Source organism: Pseudomonas sp. WC1 (genome assembly GCF_050586565.1).
Taxonomy (GTDB): domain Bacteria; phylum Pseudomonadota; class Gammaproteobacteria; order Pseudomonadales; family Pseudomonadaceae; genus Aquipseudomonas.
In genome coordinates this window covers 1-3,838 of sequence record NZ_JBOBDQ010000109.1, presented here as the reverse complement: position 1 = coordinate 3,838, position 3,838 = coordinate 1, and the positions used below count along the sequence as shown (strand labels likewise).

3 protein-coding genes are annotated in these 3,838 nt (G+C 64.5%); 2 read left to right on the top strand and 1 reads right to left on the bottom strand.

The window, feature by feature from the left end; genetic code table 11:
• Positions 1–136: 136 nt before the first annotated feature.
• Positions 137–949 carry a helix-turn-helix domain-containing protein gene (locus ACQ4OD_RS26215; protein ID WP_023632678.1) on the bottom strand — a complete coding sequence of 271 codons (813 nt, stop codon included), beginning with the start codon at positions 947–949 and terminating at the stop codon, positions 137–139.
• A gap of 181 nt (positions 950–1,130) precedes the next feature.
• Between ACQ4OD_RS26215 and ACQ4OD_RS26210 the strand changes: the two genes are divergently transcribed.
• On the top strand, positions 1,131–2,573 hold the full coding sequence (locus tag ACQ4OD_RS26210) for an alanine/glycine:cation symporter family protein (RefSeq protein WP_023632679.1): 1,443 nt from the start codon (positions 1,131–1,133) through the stop codon (positions 2,571–2,573).
• 217 nt (positions 2,574–2,790) lie between these two features.
• Positions 2,791–3,780 (top strand): asparaginase, encoded by a 990-nt coding sequence (locus ACQ4OD_RS26205; RefSeq protein ID WP_430945208.1) that lies wholly within the window; start codon positions 2,791–2,793, stop codon positions 3,778–3,780.
• The last annotated feature ends 58 nt before the right edge of the window (positions 3,781–3,838 follow it).

Below are 3,838 nucleotides of genomic sequence, written 5' to 3'. Positions count from 1 at the left end.
TTGGTCACCCTTTGTTTGCTGTTCCGACGCTATCGCGGGGCAAACCCGCTCCCACGCAAGGACGCTGGAAACGCTGCTCCCATCGCGACATCGCCAGTCGAAGGGCTGGGCAATCTCCAGTAGGTCGTGATGGTGGCTACTCGATCTCGAACAACCCGTTGCTGATCATCCCTGCACTGAGACGGTCGCGGATATCGTCGTCGATGCGCGGATCGTCCGGGCGGTACAGCTTGATCTGCCGGAAGGCGTTGATGCGGTTGATCTCCTCGCCCAGGTACTCCCACACCACCCGGGTGCAGGCCGGGTTGCGCCGGTCACCGCTGGAAACCCCGGTCTTGAGACCGTTCAGGCGGCTGATACGGCTCTTGAAACTGGGGATGAGCACGGTCTGGCTCATTTCGTTGAGGGTCAGCGACTCGTAGTCGATCAGGAACATCCGGTCCTGCAACTGGAACGCCGCGCCCAGGTAGCGGCAGCGCACCTCGGCATGCCGGTCGAGGCCGCTGCTGCGTTCCTGACGCTCCTGGCGCTCGAACAGGAAACTGCCGCGCTCCTCCCACAGGTGCACCAGCGACACCAGGATCGAACCGGGCACCGACATGCAGTTGGAATATTCGAAGTAGTAACCGCAATAACGCGAGAGGTTGCCGGCTTCTTTATGCAGAGGCTTGAACAGCTCGCTGATGGGGTCGTCCTGGGGGCCGACAGGCTGCTGCTGGTTACGTGCGCCGATCAGGCGGGCGAACTGCTCGGGCGGCAGGCCCAGCTCGTAGTCCTCCACGCCGAAGAAGTCGCCGATGCGCTTGAGGTTGTAGGCCGTCGGGCGGCTCTGGCCGCTCAGGTACTTGTTGAACTGCGCCCGGTTGATCGACAGCTGCCGGCAAACCTCGGAGATAGAGCGGTAATGGCTGCAGGCCAATTTGAGGTTGATAGCGAAATGATCGCCCATGATACGCGGGTCCAGGTGATGCGAGTGGCGCCATTCTAGCATCAACTCGCACCAAAATGGAGCAACCAGCGAAATTGTAACCATAGTTGTCATGGCCAACCATGCGCCCCCAATGAATAGCGGTGCGCCTGCCGTCCGCTGGTCTTTCCATGCGAAGAATAAGAATCGAGGTCATTTTCCAATGCTCGAAGCACTCAACGATTTCCTTTCGGGGAAACTCCTCATCGTGCTGATCGTCGGACTCGGCGGTTACTTCACCATCCGCTCGCGGTTCGTCCAGTTCCGCCACTTCGGCCACATGTTCGGCGTCTTCAAGGAATCCCTTCGCGGCCAGGCAGGCCAACTGAGCTCGTTCCAGGCCCTGATGCTGAGCCTCGCCGGCCGCGTCGGCGCCGGTAACATCGCCGGTGTCGGTATCGCCGTGACCCTCGGCGGCCCAGGCGCCGTGTTCTGGATGTGGGTCACCGCACTGGTGGGCATGTCCAGCAGCTTCTTCGAATGCACCCTGGCCCAGGTCTACAAGCGCGCCGACGGCGACGGCCTGTACCGCGGCGGCCCGGCGTACTACATCCAGCACGGCCTGAAGCTGAAAAGCATGGCCATCGTGTTCTCGATCCTGCTGCTGGTCACCTACGGCTTCGCCTTCATCGGCCTGCAGTCGTACACCGTGACCCACTCGCTGCAGAACGCCTTCGCCTTCGATCCCAAGCAGACCGGCATCGTCCTCGCCGTGCTGCTGGCCATCACCTTCATCGGCGGCATCAAGCGTATCGCCGCAGTGTCCGACCTGCTGGTACCGGTCAAGACCCTGGCCTACATCGGCGTGACCCTGTACGTGATCGGCACCCAGATCGAACACGTGCCAGCCATGCTGGAAACCATCTTCAAGAGCGCCTTCGGCCTCGACCCGGCGTTCGGCGGCCTGCTCGGCAGCGCCATCGTCATGGGCGTGAAGCGTGGCGTGTTCGCCAACGAAGCGGGCCTGGGCAGCGCGCCGAACGTGGCCGCCGTCGCCGCCGTGAAACACCCGGGCGCCCAGGGCGTGGTCCAGGCCTTCAGCGTGTTCCTCGACACCTTCGTGATCTGCACCTGCACCGCGCTGCTGATCCTGCTGTCGGGCTTCTACACCCCGGGCTTCGAAGGTGACGGCATCGTCCTGACCCAGAACTCGCTGGCCGCCGTGGTCGGTGACTGGGGCCGCATCTTCGTCAGCGTCGCGCTGTCGCTGTTCGTCTTCACCTGCATCCTCTACAACTACTACCTGGGCGAGAACAGCCTGCAGTTCCTCAGCCGCAACCGTGCCGTGCTGATGACCTTCCGTGGCCTGGTGCTGGCGCTGGTAGTGTGGGGTTCGACCCAGGACCTGTCGACCGTGTTCGCCTTCGCCGACATCACCATGACCTGCCTGGCCTTCGTCAACCTGATCGCCCTGGCCATGCTGTTCAAGGTCGGCCTGCGCGTGATGCGCGACTACGACGCCCAACGCAAGGCGGGCATCAAGCAGCCAGTGTTCGACTCCAGCAAGTTCGCCGACCTGGACCTGGACCGCGCCGCCTGGCCGGCCAACCCGCAGGCTGAAACAGCCGCTGACAAAGCCGCCGCCCCGGCGCCAGCGCAGCACTGATACCCTGCCCTGCCACAACCGCCCCGCCCGGGGCGGTTGTCTCTTTCTTCGCGCGGCTTTGTACAAAAAGTCGCCGAGCGGCGATCAGGCAAGGCGAAAACAGGCGAGGAAGCGGAGTTTACAAGTTGTAAATGAGCATTCCGAGCCTGTTTTCAACGCCGCCTGATCGTCGCGCAGGCACTTTTCGTGCAAAGCCACATCGCTACGGAATCCTCCCATGCGTCCAGTCAAGAATCTCCTCGTCCTCTACACCGGCGGCACCATCGGCATGCTGCAGACCGCCGAAGGCCTCGCGCCGGCCGGTGGCTTCGAAGTGCGCATGCGCGAACACTTTGCCGCCTGCGGCGATGCGCCAAAGGTGCAATGGGCGCTGCGTGAACTGAACCCGCTGATCGACAGTGCCAACATGCAACAGGCCAACTGGCTGGCGATGCGCGATGCCATCGTCGAGGCGGTCGAGCGCGACGGCCACGACGGCGTCCTGGTGCTGCACGGCACCGACACCCTGGCGTACAGCGCCGCAGCCCTTTCGTTCCTGCTGCTGGGCCTGCCGGTGCCGGTCCTGCTGACCGGTTCCATGCTGCCGGCCGGCGCCCCGGACAGCGATGCCTGGGCCAACCTGGTCGGCGCGCTCAATCTGTTCGAAAACGGCCTGGAAGACGGCGTGCAGCTGTATTTTCATGGCCAGTTGCTGCACGGCTGCCGCGCCTCGAAACTGCGCAGCGAAGCCTTCGACGCCTTCACCGTGCTGCCGCGCCATCGTGATGGCGAGCGTGCCCCGGAACTGCCGACCCGCCTGGACTACCGCCAGCCACGCCAGCCGGTCAAGTTGGCGGTCATGCCGGTGTTCCCGGGCCTTGCGGCCGAACACCTGCGCGGCCTGTTCGACAGCGGCATCCAGGGCCTGGTGCTGGAGTGCTACGGCAGCGGCACCGGCCCGTCGGATGACCAGGCGCTGCTCGACGCGCTGCACGACGCCCGCCAGGGCGGCGTGATGATCGTTGCCATCAGCCAGTGCCCGGAAGGCTCGGTGGTGTTCGACACCTACGCCGCCGGCAGCCGCCTGCGCGACACCGGGCTGGTCAGTGGCGGCGGCATGACCCGCGAGGCGGCGCTGGGCAAGCTGTTCGCGTTGCTGGGCTCGGGGCTGGATGTACAGGCGGCGGAGCACTGGTTCGCGCTGGACCTGTGCGGCGAGCGCGCCTGATTCGCAGATCTTCCGTTCGCCATCGCGGGGGAAGAACAACCCCCCCAACCCGGGGGGG